Origin of the sequence: Bacillus haimaensis (assembly GCF_048270625.1) — a bacterium.
GTDB lineage: Bacteria > Bacillota > Bacilli > Bacillales > Bacillaceae_I > Sutcliffiella_A > Sutcliffiella_A haimaensis.
Map to the genome: position 1 here is coordinate 2,088,571 of NZ_CP158164.1, position 16,213 is coordinate 2,104,783.

15 protein-coding genes are annotated in these 16,213 nt (G+C 41.0%); all 15 read right to left on the reverse strand.

Annotation, left to right across the window (positions count from 1 at the left end):
- Nucleotides 1–97: 97 nt before the first annotated feature.
- The 15 genes from ABN702_RS10590 to ABN702_RS10660 all read right to left on the reverse strand — a co-directional run bounded on the left by ABN702_RS10590 (nt 98) and on the right by ABN702_RS10660 (nt 16,027).
- Nucleotides 98–358 (reverse strand): YlmC/YmxH family sporulation protein, encoded by a 261-nt coding sequence (locus ABN702_RS10590; RefSeq protein ID WP_417900620.1) that lies wholly within the window; start codon nt 356–358, stop codon nt 98–100.
- A 178-nt stretch (nt 359–536) separates the two neighbouring features.
- Nucleotides 537–1,316, reverse strand: a complete 780-nt coding sequence (gene sigG / locus ABN702_RS10595; protein WP_204413496.1) for an RNA polymerase sporulation sigma factor SigG — start codon at nt 1,314–1,316, stop codon at nt 537–539.
- Nucleotides 1,317–1,457: 141 nt separating this feature from the next.
- On the reverse strand, nt 1,458–2,177 hold the full coding sequence (gene sigE / locus ABN702_RS10600) for an RNA polymerase sporulation sigma factor SigE (protein ID WP_417900621.1): 720 nt from the start codon (nt 2,175–2,177) through the stop codon (nt 1,458–1,460).
- A gap of 91 nt (nt 2,178–2,268) precedes the next feature.
- A complete protein-coding gene (spoIIGA, locus tag ABN702_RS10605; protein WP_417900622.1) occupies nt 2,269–3,201 on the reverse strand; it encodes a sigma-E processing peptidase SpoIIGA in 933 nt (310 codons plus the stop codon).
- Between the two features lie 225 nt (nt 3,202–3,426).
- Entirely contained in the window at nt 3,427–4,581 is a 1,155-nt protein-coding gene (gene ftsZ, locus ABN702_RS10610) for a cell division protein FtsZ (protein WP_386644097.1), read from the reverse strand.
- Between the two features lie 48 nt (nt 4,582–4,629).
- A complete protein-coding gene (gene ftsA, locus ABN702_RS10615; RefSeq protein WP_417900623.1) occupies nt 4,630–5,919 on the reverse strand; it encodes a cell division protein FtsA in 1,290 nt (429 codons plus the stop codon).
- 114 nt (nt 5,920–6,033) lie between these two features.
- Nucleotides 6,034–6,396, reverse strand: a complete 363-nt coding sequence (locus tag ABN702_RS10620) for a small basic family protein (RefSeq protein WP_010193065.1) — start codon at nt 6,394–6,396, stop codon at nt 6,034–6,036.
- A 1-nt stretch (nt 6,397) separates the two neighbouring features.
- Nucleotides 6,398–7,114 (reverse strand): DUF881 domain-containing protein, encoded by a 717-nt coding sequence (locus tag ABN702_RS10625; protein ID WP_417900624.1) that lies wholly within the window; start codon nt 7,112–7,114, stop codon nt 6,398–6,400.
- A gap of 40 nt (nt 7,115–7,154) precedes the next feature.
- Nucleotides 7,155–7,841 carry a DUF881 domain-containing protein gene (locus ABN702_RS10630; RefSeq protein WP_417900625.1) on the reverse strand — a complete coding sequence of 229 codons (687 nt, stop codon included), beginning with the start codon at nt 7,839–7,841 and terminating at the stop codon, nt 7,155–7,157.
- Nucleotides 7,825–8,607 (reverse strand): cell division protein FtsQ/DivIB, encoded by a 783-nt coding sequence (locus ABN702_RS10635; RefSeq protein WP_417900626.1) that lies wholly within the window; start codon nt 8,605–8,607, stop codon nt 7,825–7,827. The genes ABN702_RS10630 and ABN702_RS10635 overlap by 17 nt, the downstream gene beginning before the upstream one ends.
- 106 nt (nt 8,608–8,713) lie before the next feature.
- Nucleotides 8,714–9,628: a UDP-N-acetylmuramate dehydrogenase gene (gene murB, locus ABN702_RS10640; protein ID WP_417900627.1), complete on the reverse strand. Its 915-nt coding sequence runs from the start codon at nt 9,626–9,628 to the stop codon at nt 8,714–8,716.
- A 936-nt stretch (nt 9,629–10,564) separates the two neighbouring features.
- Nucleotides 10,565–11,665 carry a stage V sporulation protein E gene (spoVE, locus tag ABN702_RS10645; protein WP_386644115.1) on the reverse strand — a complete coding sequence of 367 codons (1,101 nt, stop codon included), beginning with the start codon at nt 11,663–11,665 and terminating at the stop codon, nt 10,565–10,567.
- A 164-nt stretch (nt 11,666–11,829) separates the two neighbouring features.
- On the reverse strand, nt 11,830–13,179 hold the full coding sequence (gene murD, locus ABN702_RS10650) for a UDP-N-acetylmuramoyl-L-alanine--D-glutamate ligase (protein ID WP_417900628.1): 1,350 nt from the start codon (nt 13,177–13,179) through the stop codon (nt 11,830–11,832).
- 1 nt (nt 13,180) lies between these two features.
- Nucleotides 13,181–14,155, reverse strand: coding sequence for a phospho-N-acetylmuramoyl-pentapeptide-transferase (gene mraY, locus ABN702_RS10655; protein WP_417900629.1), 975 nt, complete (start codon nt 14,153–14,155; stop codon nt 13,181–13,183).
- 402 nt (nt 14,156–14,557) lie between these two features.
- Nucleotides 14,558–16,027 carry a UDP-N-acetylmuramoyl-L-alanyl-D-glutamate--2,6-diaminopimelate ligase gene (locus tag ABN702_RS10660; protein WP_417900630.1) on the reverse strand — a complete coding sequence of 490 codons (1,470 nt, stop codon included), beginning with the start codon at nt 16,025–16,027 and terminating at the stop codon, nt 14,558–14,560.
- Between the last annotated feature and the right edge of the window lie 186 nt (nt 16,028–16,213).

A 16,213-nucleotide genomic window follows, 5' to 3' on the forward strand; every position in this document is an offset into this window, starting at 1 on the left:
CTTTGCTTGTTTACACATATATTACTTCACATTGTACCACATTTTTCTTCAAAAAAAGAATGAATAAGTCACTTTCGACACGAATTTTCGCCTTTTCCTATTCCTCATACTTCGTTTCCACAGAAGTCTGATACCTGACAAGGATGACATCTGCTCCAATTTTCACGATGTTCCTCCAAGGAATGACAAACTCTTCATCCTTCCCGAAGAAACCTAACATTCTTCCCCCGCCACTGATAATGATTGCCTCTATTTTCCCATTGGATAGATTAATATCAATATCCCCGATATTCCCAAGCTTCTTTCCGTCCGACACACTCACAACATCTTTCATCTGGAATTCAGAAATTTTCACCATATCCATACCTCCATTAAATTGCTTCATAGTTAAATATATGATTCTGCTACCCTTATTCATGAGGGTATTTCAAATTAATCAGCGAAATTTCCTGAGTCCACATAAAAAGCACCGGTCCTATCCTTGAAAGGAAGGATCCGGTGCTTGTTTTATTACGGCATTGTATCACTACATGCATTCAGCTCTGAATATTTTTATTCATCTGTTTGATCGCAGCCTTTTCAAGTCTTGACACTTGTGCTTGCGATATCCCGATTTCATCAGCAACTTCCATTTGCGTTTTCCCTTGAAAAAACCTTTTTCTTAAAATGAGCTTTTCCCTGTCATTGAGTCGTCTCATTCCTTCTTTTAGTGCTATTTCTTCTATCCATTGGATATCTTTGTTCTTTTCGTCACTGATCTGATCCAATACATATATCGGGTCTCCACCATCATTATAGATAGGCTCAAATAAGGACACGGGATCCTGAATAGCATCTAAAGCAAAAACAATCTCCTCATGCGGGACTTCAAGTACTTTTGAAATTTCTTCTGCGGTAGGCTCCCTCGATGTTTCACTCATCAGCCTTTCCCTGACCTGCAAGGCCTTGTAGGCAATATCACGCAATGAGCGAGAAACCCTGATCGGATTATTATCTCGCAGATAACGTCTTATCTCCCCGATTATCATTGGTACTGCATATGTAGAAAACTTAACATTCTGACCTAAGTCAAAATTATCAATCGACTTCATTAAACCGATGCAGCCTACTTGAAATAAGTCATCTACAAACTCACCACGGTTGTTAAACCGTTGAATAACACTTAGAACGAGCCTTAGGTTCCCATTCACAAGCTTTTCTCTTGCAGAAAGCTCTCCGCCTTGCATTTCACGAAATAACTTCCGCATTTCTTCATTCTTCAAAACAGGAAGCTTGGAGGTATCTACTCCGCAGATTTCTACTTTATTACGTGTCATTCTTTCCCCTCCTAACAGGAGTTGCTGTTTCAGAGTTAAGTATCTCCTCTGGAGGGAAAAATATGCACAAGCTATAATCTATCTATTCTGACAAATATATCCAACCCTTATGAAATCTGGAAAAAATCTCAATAATTTTTTTTACACCATTTTGTTAAATTCTTTTCGCAGCCTTTTAATGATTCTTTTTTCTAACCGGGAAATGTAGGACTGTGAAATACCAAGCATATCCGCTACATCCTTTTGTGTTTTTTCCTCTCCGCCAATTAGACCGAACCGAAGTTCCATAATCTGTTTTTCCCGGTCATTCAATTGCTCCAATGCTTTTAAAAGTAGCTTCCGGTCCACATTTGCCTCTAGATCTTTTGTAATGATATCCTCATCGGTTCCGAGAACATCTGAAAGCAGAAGTTCATTTCCATCCCAATCAATATTAAGCGGTTCGTCAAAGGATACCTCAGAACGAACTTTATTGTTTCGTCTAAGGTACATCAAAATCTCATTTTCAATGCATCTGGAGGCGTAGGTAGCAAGCTTGATTTTCTTATCGGGATTAAAAGTATTAACAGCTTTTATTAGGCCAATTGTTCCAATGCTGATCAGATCTTCAATGTTGATTCCGGTATTCTCGAATTTTCGGGCAATGTATACGACGAGTCTCAAGTTTCTTTCGATAAGGATGGAACGTGCTGCTTGATCTCCTACTGGAAGCTTAACTAATAAAAGAGCCTCCTCTTCTTTCGATAACGGCGGTGGCAACGCCTCGCTTCCACCTATGTAGTATATTTCATCCGTTTTTATCCCCAGCTTAATGAGTAGCTTATACCATAAATAGGTGATTTTTATTTTTAGCTTTCCCAACTGAATTCCTCCTTCTATTTATGAAGAAAATGCGTATTTATATATAGAAAAACTCACAGATAAGTAGACTCATTGTGTAAACAGCCTATGCTCAGGAGACTTGCTCTTCGTCAGTTTCGCCCTGCAGCATTTTCGGATGAAGGATACATGCGTAATCCCCTTCTGAGGAAAGTTCCGTTCGTGTCAGCCCTATGAGGAATTTGGTTGTTTCATATTGTTTATTGTCATGTAGAATAATTGCCTTATCCGGTTTAATTGCCAGCATCAAGGTGGTCTCTTTGCCTACTGCCCGATAAGGGATGATCCTAATTCTCTCCACCCATTTCGTCTCATCGGAAAATGTAGGCCAGCCTTGTGTATTTTCGATGGAACTCATGGCATGTACTATTTCTTCCGGTATGATTTCTTGAAGACGGGCCACTTCCACAATCATCACAGGGGTCTTAGTGATGGGGTCTTGGAGCTGATTTCCACTATCAACCAAACCTGATAATACAATCACATCCTTTTCAAGATTAATGGTAATAGTGGCCAATTGATCATAGCGGTATTTTCTGGTTTCAACGGTGCTGAACTGTTTCTTCGTGAGGTATAAGAGGATCGGAAATCCAACAAGCACAAACATCCAGGATACAGGGTCACCAAGACCTGTTGTCAAAGTAGAAATCGTATCATTTGCAAATTGATGATCGACCCTCAAAAAATAATGAGTGGCAAACATTCCCCCGCCAACCGCAAAAGTAGTGATGTAGAAGACCATCAGATTTTCTACAAAAGTACGGGCTCGATGGAAACCAAAGGTGACAAGAATCATACATACAGAAAAAATGAGTTTTACTGTCACATGGGTCACAATATATTGCAGTGGCGTAAACATTAATACAACAATCACAGATCCAATGAGTGCACCTATCACCATTCTCCAAGTAGCAACATGACGTTTTAAAATGAAGGCGGTCATTCTTAAAAGAAGAAAATCAAAACCAAAGTTTAGGAGCCAGATGGCATCTAAATAAACGGTCAAATTAGTCCCTCATTTATACCTTTTTGTATTTGAAACTAGTATATATTACTGCCTCCTGGAAAGTCTGTCAGTTTATGCCGATAGTAGAATACAATTTTTGAAGGATTTTTTGCTAATTTGTCGGTGGTGATAACAGGTTAGGTACAAAAAAAGCGCAAAACCCGTATTAGTACGGATTTTGCGCTTTTAAATTGGCTCCTAAAAAAAGCTCGGTTTCATTCATTATTATCTGCGACGGTTTCTGTTACGAAGGAACGTCGGGATGTCCAATGTTTCCTCTTGCTGTTGAGGCTGTGAAGGCTGTTGCTGACGAACAGGCTCCTGGTGTTGTTGCACTTGTTCCTCACGCTTCACTTCACGCTTTTGAACAGGTGATTTTTGTGCACCAAATACAGGGCGGGCACCTTGTTTCGTATGGTTGATTTCCGCTTCACTGAATCCGGTAGCGATAACTGTAACAACAATCTCATCTTTCAGATTCTCATTGATAACAGAACCGAAAATCATATTTACCTCTTGGTCAGAAGCAGAAGCAACAATATCAGCCGCCTCTTGGACTTCATAAAGACTAAGGTTTGTTCCACCTGTAATGTTCATCAGAACCCCTTGCGCTCCATCGATGGAAGTTTCAAGTAGTGGAGAGGATACTGCTTTTTTCGCAGCTTCAGCTGCACGGTTTTCACCTGTTGCTACACCAATACCCATTAATGCGGAACCTTTATTGGACATGATTGTTTTCACATCGGCAAAGTCAAGGTTAATCAGACCAGGAGTGGCAATAAGGTCAGAGATACCTTGAACACCCTGACGCAGTACATTATCCGCTTCACGGAATGCTTCAAGCATCGGAGTGTTTTTATCTACGATTTCAAGTAGACGATCATTAGGGATTACAATCAGCGTATCGACTGCTTCTTTCATGGAAGCAATACCGCCAGCTGCTTGAGTAGCACGCTTACGGCCTTCGAATGTGAATGGTCTTGTAACAACACCCACTGTCAATGCTCCTAGGTCACGTGCGATCTGAGCGATGACAGGTGCTGCACCTGTACCGGTACCTCCGCCCATTCCAGCTGTTACGAATACCATATCAGCACCTTTTAATACTTCTTCCAACTGCTCTTTGCTTTCTTCTGCAGCTTTTTTTCCAACTTCAGGATTGGCTCCTGCACCAAGTCCCCGGGTCAATTTACCGCCGATTTGCATTTTCACTTCTGCCTTGGATAGGTTTAGTGCTTGAGCGTCCGTGTTTACAGCAATGAATTCCACACCTTGTACACCATGCTCTATCATACGGTTTACCGCGTTATTACCGCCTCCACCGACTCCGATTACTTTAATGGTAGCTAATTGATCGATATTAGTATCAAAATCTAACATAACTGTTCCTCCTAATTCTAAGAAAGTACTAACAAACTCATCAAATGTTTATTCAAAGAAAAGACCGAAGAATTTCTTCACCTTTGTACCAACCTTTTCTTCTTCATTCACTTGCTTCATCTGTTTTCCTTTTTGTTGTGTTGGTTTACCACTGCGCTTTTCTACATGTTCTACAGATGCAGATGTAGACTCGATTTTTCTTCCTTGAAGCTTTGCATTTTTATATGCGAATTGTATCAGTCCCACTCCAGTTGTATACTGCGGCTCTCTTACACCGATATAATCCGGAACAGCTTTGCGTACATTGTTATTCAAGATCAACTGTGCCAGTTCCAACACACCAGGCATTGTTACAACACCACCTGTCAGCACGAAGCCACCAGGTACATCTCTTACACCCAATCTCTTAATCTCATGTTGAACCAGTTCGAAAATTTCTTCCATTCTAGCTTCAATAATATCAGAGATTTCAAGTTGGCTGAATTGTTGGTGCTGATCACTGCCGATAATCGGAACACTGAAAACCTCTTCATCAGAAGCATGATCATAGAAGGCATGTCCATGCTTGATTTTAATTTTCTCTGCATCTTCCGTAGATGTGCGTAATCCGATGGAAATATCCTTAGTGATATATTCTCCACCTACAGGAACCACGCTTGTAGCTTTTAAAAACCCATCTTGGTAGACTGCGATGGTCGTAGAACCCCCACCTATGTCCACCAACGCTACACCAAGGTTTCGTTCATCCTTGGAAAGGGCAATGGAGCCGGTTGCAAGAGGCTGTAAGCAGATATCGGTTATTTCCAATCCTGCTTTCTCCACACAACGCAATAAATTATGTAGAACTGTTTTGGAACCTGTGATAATGGTACCTTCCATTTCCAGGCGTACTCCAAGCATTCCACGAGGATCATTAATTTCATCCAATCCATCCACAATAAACTGTTTTGGAATGCAATCGATTATTTCTCGCTCAGGAGGAATGGAGAAAACTTGAGCTGCGTCAATCACTCGTGCGATATCCTCATCCGCAATCTCCCTGTTTTCGCTTGATACTGCTACTACACCATGGCAATCCTGCAATTGCACATGATTTCCGGTTACTCCTACCACCACTCGGTTAATCGGCAGGCCTACCATTCTTTCTGCCTGCTCCACTGCCTTTTTGATGGAATGAACCGTTTCATCTATGTCTACAATTGATCCTTTTCGTAAACCAGTTGATTTTACATTACCGACTCCAATTATATTTAAAGTATCATTTACCATTTCTCCAATGATTACTTTAACACTGGATGTACCGATGTCCAAACTTACGTAAATTTCATTGCTGTTCATTCTATGGCACCTCCTTCTACTACTAAAAAACAACCAATTATATAGAACAACAAGCGGAAAAACATATTATACTAGAAAGTATTCCACATTCATGATGTTTTCCCTTTTTAAAAATCATTTTTTTTCGTTTTTTTCTTTAGAAAGTGACCATTTTGATAATAAAATCCTTCTTATCACTGCAATATTCTGGAACAACCTGACTCCAAATGCGAAAACTGCAGCTAAATACAAGTCTACACCAAGATGGACACCGAGAAAAGCTAAACTTGCTGCCAATAGGATATTAAAGAAAAATCCGGAAACAAATACTTTATCATCATAATTGTTTTGCAGGTGAGCCCTTATTCCACCGAATAAAGTATCAAGTGCAGCCAGAACTGCGATGGACAAGTAATTCGAATACTCATCCGGTACTCTGATTTCAGAATACAGTCCCAACACAATTCCTACTATCAGACCAAGGAGCGGAAGCCACATATTAATTCCCCTCCTTCTCTGCCTTCACCGGCTCCATGTATTTTACTCTGATTGCTTCGTCATATGCCGGTACTGTAACATGATTAATGGGAGTGGAAACTTCCAGCAATAGATTTTCGATCGCAAACTCGTCCATTGCACGTGATACCTGCAGCCGGTTATATAACTTGGTTGGGTCGTCTGTAATAACAACAATTTCAAAATTCGCGTTAGGAATCCATGCATTATTCACTTTTGTTCTTCCATTGATTTCACGGATCACCGTGTTATTGACGATACGCTGACCTGCAATGGAGATTTCATCACTTTCATAGGAATTCAACTCATTGACAAATCGACGCAATAGTTCTGCTGAAATATTTTCCTGCACTTCACCAAGGATATCCTCCCCGAAAAGTGGTTTGACAGTCATTCTGATACCCGGTCCGCTCACTTCAGTCAAGCCTGCATCCTTTTTTAATTCCTCAAGCGTATCTCTTAAAGCAGCTTCTTTGGATTTTTTTTGCTCTTTTGTATATTCCTGAATGGTAGCTTCATATTTCCGAATCTCTTGGATGATTTGCGACTGTATTTCCTGCTCTTTTTTCAAATCGCTTCTCAGTTCCCAAGTATCACGTGTATCGCGAACATTCGGTTGTTGTACTGTTTGAAATTGAACGGCAACCATCAGGCCAACAATAATTGTAATAATGGTAAAACTTAATTTCCGATTGACCACCTAGAACACCTAACCTTACCAAGCATGCTGCCCAATTAATCTATTGAATGACAGGGTCTATTACAATACTGTCTTTTTCCATCATTTTTATCGTAATGTTATCTGCAACTAATTGGTCCTTCACACCACCAAGGATATTAAGTGCAGGAATTAGCACATTTGGGTCTCCAATTGCACTTATTTTAAAAGGTGCAGGGTACTGGTTTCCATCAATTGTGATGACGGGACCGTTGCAAACGATATAAGAGTTCTTCGTAATTCGTTGACCATTGATGGAAACTGCAGCTGCACCCGAGATGAATAACTCGTTCATCAATTTAAAAACATGTCCCTCATGAACGATATAATTATTTACATTTTCCTCGGAAGGTACATAAGAGGCATCGGAAAGCGTTATCTCCACACCTTTACCCTGTACTTTTACGTTTCCATTGTACATTCGAAGATTCTCAGCATCTTCCACCAGATTAAAAAGAAGCTGTTCTCCTGTTGCAAGACTTTCCTCTATTTTTCTGAGTTCTTCCTGCTTGTCCAATAATTCTTTTTGCAATTGCAAGTTTCGCTCTTCCGTCTTTATCAAAGAATCACGAATTGCAAAGTCACGTTCCCATTGTCTGTCTGTTCCTTTGTTGTCTTCCTCTTGTGTTAATTGATACGAATAGGAAATGATGAATCCAAGCACTAAACAAACAAAGGATAGGACGACATGTTTACCGTTCACCTTCATCCTGATCTTCATCTCCAACTGTTTCATAAGGTTTGAAAAATGTCCCTACCTCTATATTAATCACACCTTTTTGATTCGGATCAAGTTGTGCGACAATGGAGGGATAAGCTGACATCTTATTTGAAAAGTCTCTTACTGTTGCACTAACTTCGAATCCATCATTCATAAATAGTGTAATATGATAAGGATCTACTTCAGATGGCGTATGATGAATTTCTGAAATGGCATAGATGATGGATTCGGGCAGCTTCATCAGTTCCCCGATAAATTCTTCCACGGAATCTCCCTGATTCCAGTTCATCATAAGAGGAGCATCATCTGGCAGCGAGTCCAATTCAATTGCAGCTAAAATTTTCCCGTTTTCGATAACAGGAAAGTAATTCCCTTCGTCATATATATAAGCGATACGATTATATTCCTTAACGTCTATTTCCACAGTATTAGGGAGTTTCCTGAACACCTGAGCTTCCTTTATCTCTTTATGCTGAAGGATTTTATTGGATGCTTCTTCCTCATTAACTCTCCAGATGCTTGTCTTAAGGGAAATTCCGCTTAAGTCTACAATCTCCTCTTCCGTCAAATGGCGATCACCGCTTACTTTAATAGCCGAGACCTTGCTTAAGGAAGATTGTGAGTAAATAATGAGAGACAACAGGATAAAAAATAAGGATAAATAGAGAATCAGTCTCCGATTAGCCTTGTGTTTTCGCTGCTCTTTTAATTTAGGAACCCGATCTTCCAAAGTAACTACTTTCCCTTTTTCCATGTAGTACGTTTTCACCCCACCGCACGGCATATTCCAAGAATATATTATGCATTGATTTTCTAGCATAATTATATCACATGTGGGGTGAAAAAAAGGATAAAGAATACTATTTTCTTCCTATTATTTCAACTTCCGTCTCTAATTGCACGTTAAATGATTCGAGTACTGTTTTTTTGATATGAGCGATAAGGTCCAGTACATCCTGAGCTTTCGCCCCGTTATCATTTACAATGAAATTTGCATGCATTTCAGAAACTTTTGCACCACCGATAGTGTATCCTTTCAGACCAGCTTTTTCGATCAATGCACCTGCATATTCCGGGAGCGGATTTCTGAAAATGCTTCCTGCACAAGGATAATTGAACGGTTGGGTATTACGTCTGTAATCTTTGTTTTTTTGAAGTGTAGCAACTACATCTTCCCTGTTGCCCTCTTCCACATTCAGAACGGCTTCTAGACAGATCCCAGGACGTTCTTTCTGAAGCAGTGATGTGCGATAGGAGAAATTCATTTCCTCCGCTGTCAACCAGGCCATCTCGCCATCTTCAAATAATACATGTGCCACTTTCAGTACTTTGGACATATCCGCCCCATGTGCTCCAGCATTCATATACACGGCACCTCCGACTGTCCCTGGGATGCCTGCAGCAAATTCAAGACCTGTCAATCCCTGTTTACTGATGATGGTTACAAGCTTGATCAGGGAGTAGCCACCGCCAACTTTCACTTCATTTCCGCTCACTTCAAGATGATCCATGCCGTTTCCAAGCTTTATGACTACACCTTCTATACCAAGATCAGACACCAACAGATTGGAGCCGCGTCCTATCGCAGTCCATTTTGCGTCATGCTTATGAATAATTTTCATCGTCTCCTGCAGCATGTCAAGATTACTCGGTTCTACCAATACATCAGCAGGGCCGCCAATCTTCATTGTTGTATGATTTGCCAATGGTTCATCTGGCAGGACCTTTCCTACATTTGCTTCTTGCAACTCCTTAACCAACTGTAACTGTTCCATAAATTCCTCCTACATACACGTTCCGTCAATCATTTAAGTTAATTTTATAATGAAAGAGTGTAAATCGTTTTTATTGCCGTGTACTTAATCTTTTTTGTTATTCTATGCAGTATAAAAAAAGAAGGTACATCAGCCTAATGCATCGTAAAGGGATGGGATGAGTCTAAATATGTATAATAATAAATAAAACGAACGATAGTTATATACCCATCGTACTATAATGATAAACCCTTTAAATCCATCCTAGCATATTTTCCGCTTATCTAAACGTCAAATAATAAAAAAGACTCATCGCTTTGTGCGCATAATATCTATATACTATATCCCTTGTTGGAGTTGTGCAATCAAAATCAGATTTTGTAACCAAAATTTTATGTTTTGTCATACTACCGAAATTCATATGACTCTAGTCTCAGGTCCAACTACTCACTTTCACATTCCTGATTCTTTAATGGTTCAACAAATAAAAAGGCTCTGTTAAACACCGCTGTTGATCTCCGCAATAGGCTTCGCTTTCCGCGGGGCGTTAGTGGAGCCTCCTCGGCTTCGCCTGTGGGGTCTCCACTAAACGCCATCTCCCGCAGGAGTCTTCGCCTATTGCTCCAATCAACAGCTAGATTCTAAAATAATCAAAATCAGAACTAACAGACAAGACCTCATGTAAAAGATTTACGCCATGAAAAATGAATATAGTGAAGATGTTATGCGTCACCTGCCGCCCCTGTTGATTGGAGTGCAAGGTGTGAGACTCCTGCGGGAGATAGCGGTAGACTTGAGACCCCGCAGGCAAGCCGAGGAGGCTCAAGCACCGCCCCGCGGAAAGCGAACACCTGGAACGGAAGTCAACAGGGAGTCAAATGGAATAAACATATATTTCAGAGAAACCAACAAAATAAGCCAGAAAGTCAGTTTTCACTGATTTTCTGGCTTATTCTTTTAATATTTTGCATATCGGCTTATATTGAGCAGGATTCCCACTGCCATAAGCATCAAGGTCAACGAGGATCCTCCATAGCTTAAGAACGGCAAGGTGATTCCGGTTACCGGCATCAATCCTGTCACAACCCCGACATTGATGATAACTTGGATGGCTACCATAGCGATAATGCCTACTGCCAAGAAGCTTCCATACAGGTCAGGTGCCCCGAGTGCAATACGTATGCCCCTCCATAGCAGTAGCGCAAAAAGCAAGACGACAAAGGATCCCCCGATAAAGCCCAGCTCTTCTGCCAAAATGGCAAAAATGAAATCCGTTTGTGGTTCTGGCAGGTAAAAGAATTTTTGCCTGCTTTGACCCAATCCCAATCCAAGTAGACCACCGGGACCGATTGCATACAAGGACTGGATAATCTGAAACCCACTGTTCAAAGGGTCTTCCCACGGATCAAGGAAAGAGGTAATTCGCTTTATTCGATAAGGGGCAGACAGTACCAATGCAACAAACCCAGCCACGCCTATTAACCCTAATCCAACAAAGTGACTGATTCTTGCACCTGCAACATAAATCATGACGATACAGGTTCCGACCATTACGGTCCCTGTTCCAAGATCCGGCTGAAGCATGATCATTCCAAATGCAAGGAAAACCAACCCAAGGCTAGGTACTAACCCCTTTTTAAAGGAAGTAATTTTCTTTTGGTTTTCGCTTAAGTACTTTGCCAAGAATGCAATCATGGCAATTTTCATGAATTCTGAAGGTTGTACCGAAAATGCTCCAACTCCTATCCAGCTCCTAGATCCATTCCGTTCCATCCCGATGCCTGGAATCAATACGGCTACCAGAAGAATAAAACACACAATGATAATCAGCTTTGCCCATGTCCGCCATGTCCAGTAATCGACATTCATGATAAAGAACATCGCCACAACCCCAAGGCCTGCAAACAGCAGCTGCCGCTTTGCGAAGAAGAAGGTGTCCTGGAACTTATAATCCGCCCAGACCGCACTTGCACTGTAGACCATGATTAGACCGATAGCAAGTAAAGTCAGTGTTGTTATAATTAGAATTAAATCGGGAGTAGATCGCTTTGTCGCCAACAGAAAACACCTCTCGAGCATTTTTTAGAGCAAATAGATAAGGATCCAGCCTGCTTTTCTCCTTCTATTTAGCCAAAAAAAGGCTTTGTCCGTATGTTGCACTTCCCTTATATCCCGGAAGTGGGCAACTATCAGAACAAAGCCTCATTTCTATGGCCAAGCCCTTACTTAAGCTTATGCACGGCCTCTATAAAAATGTCTCCTCGTTGTTCAAATGTTTTGTATTGATCCCAACTTGCACACGCTGGAGATAAAAGGATAATATCACCGACATGGGACATTTCATAGGCAACCGGAACGGCTTTTTCCACATTATCGACACGTTTTATCTCTTTTATTCCTGCCTCTTTCGCAGTTTTCATAAGTTTCTCCGCGGTTTCGCCAAAAGTGATCAATGCTTTTACATTGTTCAGGTACGGAAGAAGATCATCGAATTCGTTTCCTCTATCCAGACCACCAGCCAGCAGAATTACTTTTTCTTCAAAGGCGGAAATAGCTTTTTGCGTGGCTAATATATTGGTAGCTTTTGAATCATTGTAGAATCTTCTATTCTCGATTGTATCCACATACTGTAGGCGGTGCTTGACCCCGGTAAAAGAGGTAAGCACTTGGTGAATCGCTTCATTGGTGGTACCTACCAGCTTTACAGCCGCTACTGCGGCAAGTATGTTTTCCAGATTATGCTTTCCTGGCAATACAATATCCTTTACTTCCATCACTTTTTCTTCCTTAAAATAGATGGCATCATCCTGCAGGTATGCACCATCCACTTTCTTTGTTACAGAAAAAGGAATAATGGTTGCACTTGAAAGTTGAACCATGTCCATAATGACAGCATCATCTGCATTAACGACTGCAAAATCCTCATTTGTCTGATTCTTCATGATTGCAGCTTTGGCTTTTGCATAACCTGCTAGAGTCCCATGGTAATCCAAATGCGCCTCAAAAATATTCAGCAGCACAGAAATTTTCGGGCGGAAGGATTCAATACCCATTAATTGAAAAGAAGAAAGCTCAGTCACCATGATGTTTGATGAAGTAGCTTTTTGGGCCACCTCTACAGAGACTTGACCGATGTTTCCAGCAATAAGCGGTGACTTCCCGCCCGCTTCAAGTATTTCATCAATTAACGTGGTGGTAGTGGTTTTGCCATTTGATCCGGTAATGCCGATAAAATCCGCTTCACTGATCTGATAGGCAAGCTCCACTTCCGTCAGTACAGGAATACCTTTTTGAATGGCCAACTCCACCATTGGATTCGTATAAGGTATCCCCGGATTTTTGAACACCATATCAATCTCCTGATCAAAGATGCTTAATGGATGCCCTCCGCAGATTACTTCCATACCTTTGGCTTGCAGTGCCATCGCCTGCTCATTACCTTCTATAGGAGTACGATCGTTTACAATGACATTTGCACCGAGTGTATGTAATAGATTTGCCGTAGCTGTGCCGCTTTTTGCCAGCCCTAAGACAAGTACGTTCTTTTCCTTATAAAGGTCAATATGCTTCATATCAGATCCACACCTCTAAATAGATTCCTAGGACTGCACATAATAGGCCAACTGTCCAAAAGGATACTACAACGCGCCATTCAGACCATCCCACCAGCTCATAATGGTGGTGGAGAGGACTCATCTTGAAGATTCTGCGTCCAGTTGTTTTGAATGAAATTACTTGGATAATAACCGAAAGTGTTTCAAGGACGAATACGCCCCCTATAATGATCAGGATGATTTCGAGCTTCAAAAGGACTGCTACAGTTGCAATTGCTCCACCAAGAGCCAATGACCCTGTATCTCCCATAAACACTTTTGCCGGATGGGCATTGAATACAAGAAACCCGAGTAACGCACCGACGACTGCAACAGAAAAAATGGAAACTTCGAACTGTGATTGATTCCAAGCCAAAACAGCAAATGCTCCAAACGCAATGGCTGCTGTACCTGAAACAAGGCCGTCAAGTCCATCTGTCAGATTGACTGCATTGGAAAAACCTACTAGCCAGAAAATCAGGAAAACCACATAGAAAATACCCAATTCAAATGACACATCCGTTCCTGGTATGGAAACAGCTGTAGAGAACTCGAATTGTGTGAATACAAAATAAAAGACCACAGCGATAACGATCTGCCCAACCAGCTTTTGAAGGGAGGTCAACCCGAGGTTTCTTTTTAATACGACTTTGATGAAGTCATCCAAAAATCCCAGCAGGCCGTATCCAACTGTAACAAAAAGCAGCAGATAAGTTTCAACAGATGCCTCAGCAAATCTACCTGTAATGATCAGCGTAGTAACGACTACAGAAAGCAAAATCATCAGACCGCCCATTGTAGGGGTTCCTGTCTTCTTCATGTGTGACTGCGGCCCTTCTTCCCGGATGCTTTGACCAAACTTCAATCTTCGTAAGAAGGGAATAAAAATTGGTGATAATAGAACGGTAATTAAAAAAGATATAACGATGGCAAATAATACAACCTGTTGTTGCATCGTTATTCCCTCCTCTCTAGTAATATGAGTAGAGGTGTTTATCACCATAAGCATTCTTCAACATTATGATTCATTAGGTTCTGCGACTCTATCTATGATTCGTTTTAAACCTTCTTCGACAAAAATGCGGGACATACCTATGGTTTCAAACACCATGAACAAGCTTCTGTATTGCGCGTAACTTGCTTTTTGGCAAACCATTCAAAAAAGAGATTAGATGTACCAAAACTAAATTTTATCTGTTTTTCCCTCTTCTGCAAATACTTTTTTTCATGTTTTTACTTTTTCTTTAGGAATTGAACCTTTTTCTTTAATTTCTGGTCATTTTATGGGATTACCAGTGACTTTTAGCATGGATATTTTGAAAGGCTGATTAGTGTATTTTTCCATACCCTACATAGTCTATGATAGACCTCGGTCATGTATGGCTTCCCGAGCCACTTTTCTATCATCAAATTCCAGCACTTTGTCACCAATCAGCTGATAAGTTTCATGCCCCTTTCCAGCAATCAAAATGACATCTCCTGAACTTGCCTCGTTCACTGCTTTTGATATGGCCATTCTCCGATCCTCAATAATTTCATATGACTGACCTTCTAACCCTGCCTCCATATCCTTAAAGATCTGTGCAGGATTTTCAGTACGTGGATTATCAAGTGTGAATATCACTTTTTGCGCATGGCTTATTGCCGCTTTCGCCATTAAGGGCCTTTTTGAACGGTCACGGTCACCGCCACATCCCACCACACAGATTATGTTTTTATCGGATAATTGCTTTGCTGTCTTTAATACATTTTCCAGGCTGTCAGGGGTATGTGCATAATCCACTATCACAGTATAGTCCTGTCCTTCCTCGATTACCTCGAACCTGCCAGGGACTCCCTTCATCTCCTCTACAACCTTAATAATCGTCTCCATTGGAATATCTGAAACATAAGAAGCGGCAATTGCAGCCAATACGTTGTAGACACTGAACTGTCCCACCAATTGCAAGTGAATAGGAACCACCCTGTTGTCGTATACTAAGTCAAACTTGGTACCTTTCCCTGATATTTTAATATTGGAAGCCATAATATCACTGTTCTTTTTAATTCCATACGTAATTACCTGGGCGGCTGTTGATCGGGCGAAACACTCACTTGCCTCGTCATCAGCATTCAATACGGCGAATTTGGGTTTTTGTAGATTATAGGCATTCCCTAGGGAGGAAAATAGCAGAGATTTGGCAAACTGGTATTCTTCCATCGTTTTGTGATAATCAAGATGGTCTTGAGTCAGATTCGTAAATACCGCTACATCAAAATCACATCCATAGACCCTGCCCATATGCAGGGCATGGGAAGAAACCTCCATCACAACGGTCTGAACTTCATTATTCACCATTTGATGAAAAGATTCCTGAAGTGTCAGCGCATCTGGTGTCGTATTTTTCACAGGAAAGGACCTATTACCGATTTTCATATTGATGGTGCCAATCATCCCTGTTTTCTGCCGATGTTTTTGGAATATGGATTCGATGATATGAGTAGTCGTAGTTTTCCCATTGGTTCCCGTAATTCCGATGAGATGCAATTTGTGTGTAGGCTGACCATAAAAAACATCAGCTAAAATTGCCATTGCCCTTTTGGAATCCGGAACTACTATTACAGGTACAGGCACATCCAGCACTTTTTCGGAAATAATGGCGACCGCACCATTTCTGATCGCTTCTTCTGCATAGATATGACCATCTACCGTATACCCCTTAATGCAAAAAAATAAACTCCCCTTCCTTGCCAACCGGGAATCCATCACAATCGAATCTATTGCTGGATTTAAAGCAGAAGATACCTGATATCGGTGTAAATATTGAATTAAGTCTTGAAGCATCATAGGAATCATTCCCCTCTACTTGGAATTGCTCAAGGACGCTTGAAAGTGTAGGTTAGATTGTTAATTGACAGGTAGAATTTTCATCCTATCTCCATTCTATCCTATTTAGGGAAATTAAACCAAGAGCCCGCTTCAGGGCCCTTGGTTTTTTAGTCTTGGCCTGTTTAACACCGCTGCAGATTTCCG